1 protein-coding gene is annotated in these 822 nt (G+C 42.6%); it reads left to right on the top strand.

Features of this window, described 5'->3' with window-relative positions; all coding sequences use genetic code 11:
- Nucleotides 1-822: IS91-like element ISPda2 family transposase (locus CRU91_RS12070; RefSeq protein ID WP_113895450.1), on the top strand; the 822-nt coding region annotated here is incomplete at both ends.

The raw sequence follows: 822 nt of genomic DNA, 5'->3' as shown, positions 1-822 counted from the left end.
CTTGTAAGAGTAAAGCTTGTAGCTCTTGTGGAGTAATGCTGCCAGAAAAATGGATAGCGAAGCAGCTATCCAGCTTGCCCCAATGTGAATATCAACACATGACCTTAACGATGCCCGATAAGTTATGGCCCATATTCCGACTTAATCCATGGTTAATCAATCTGTTATACCGCTGTGCGGTATCAGCATTCTTGAGTTTTGCAAAGAAACGGGGAATAGAGATTGGCCTATTCTGTGTAGTCCATACATTTGGTCGTCAACTTAATTGGAATGTCCATTTCCATCTATCAGTCACACGTGGAGGCGTAAATCTCAAAACTAAGCGATGGGGAAATATCTACTTTAATGCTGCGATGGTAGAGCAGCATTGGAAGCAGCAAGTGGTCTCGTTCTTACGAGACCACTATAATGCCTTGAATACTAAACATGATAACTATCAACATATTAGAGACTTTCGTGGATGGAGTCAGTTTCTCTCTAGTCAATACAGTCGAAAGTGGCGTATTCACTTAGCCAAAAAGACAGAAGATGTCGGTCCAACCGTTAGATACCTAGGCCGCTATTTTAAGCGGCCGCCAATAGCGGCTTCTCGCCTACGTCATTATCAGGGTGGTGATGTTCACTTTGTCTACAAAGATCATAGAGATAATTGCTATAAGACATTGGTCCTTAGTCAAATAGAGATGATCGATCGGTTAGTCTCGCATATCCCCGCAGAAAAGAATTTTAGAGCCATCAGGTATTACGGTTTTCTGTCAAACAGAAAACGGGGAGAAGCCTTACCGTTAGTTTATGACTTACTGGATCAGGAAGAACCGGTAG

Origin of the sequence: Aliarcobacter vitoriensis (assembly GCF_003316695.1) — a bacterium.
In the GTDB taxonomy this organism is placed as follows: domain Bacteria; phylum Campylobacterota; class Campylobacteria; order Campylobacterales; family Arcobacteraceae; genus Aliarcobacter; species Aliarcobacter vitoriensis.
This window is presented reverse-complemented; position numbering and strand designations above follow the sequence as displayed.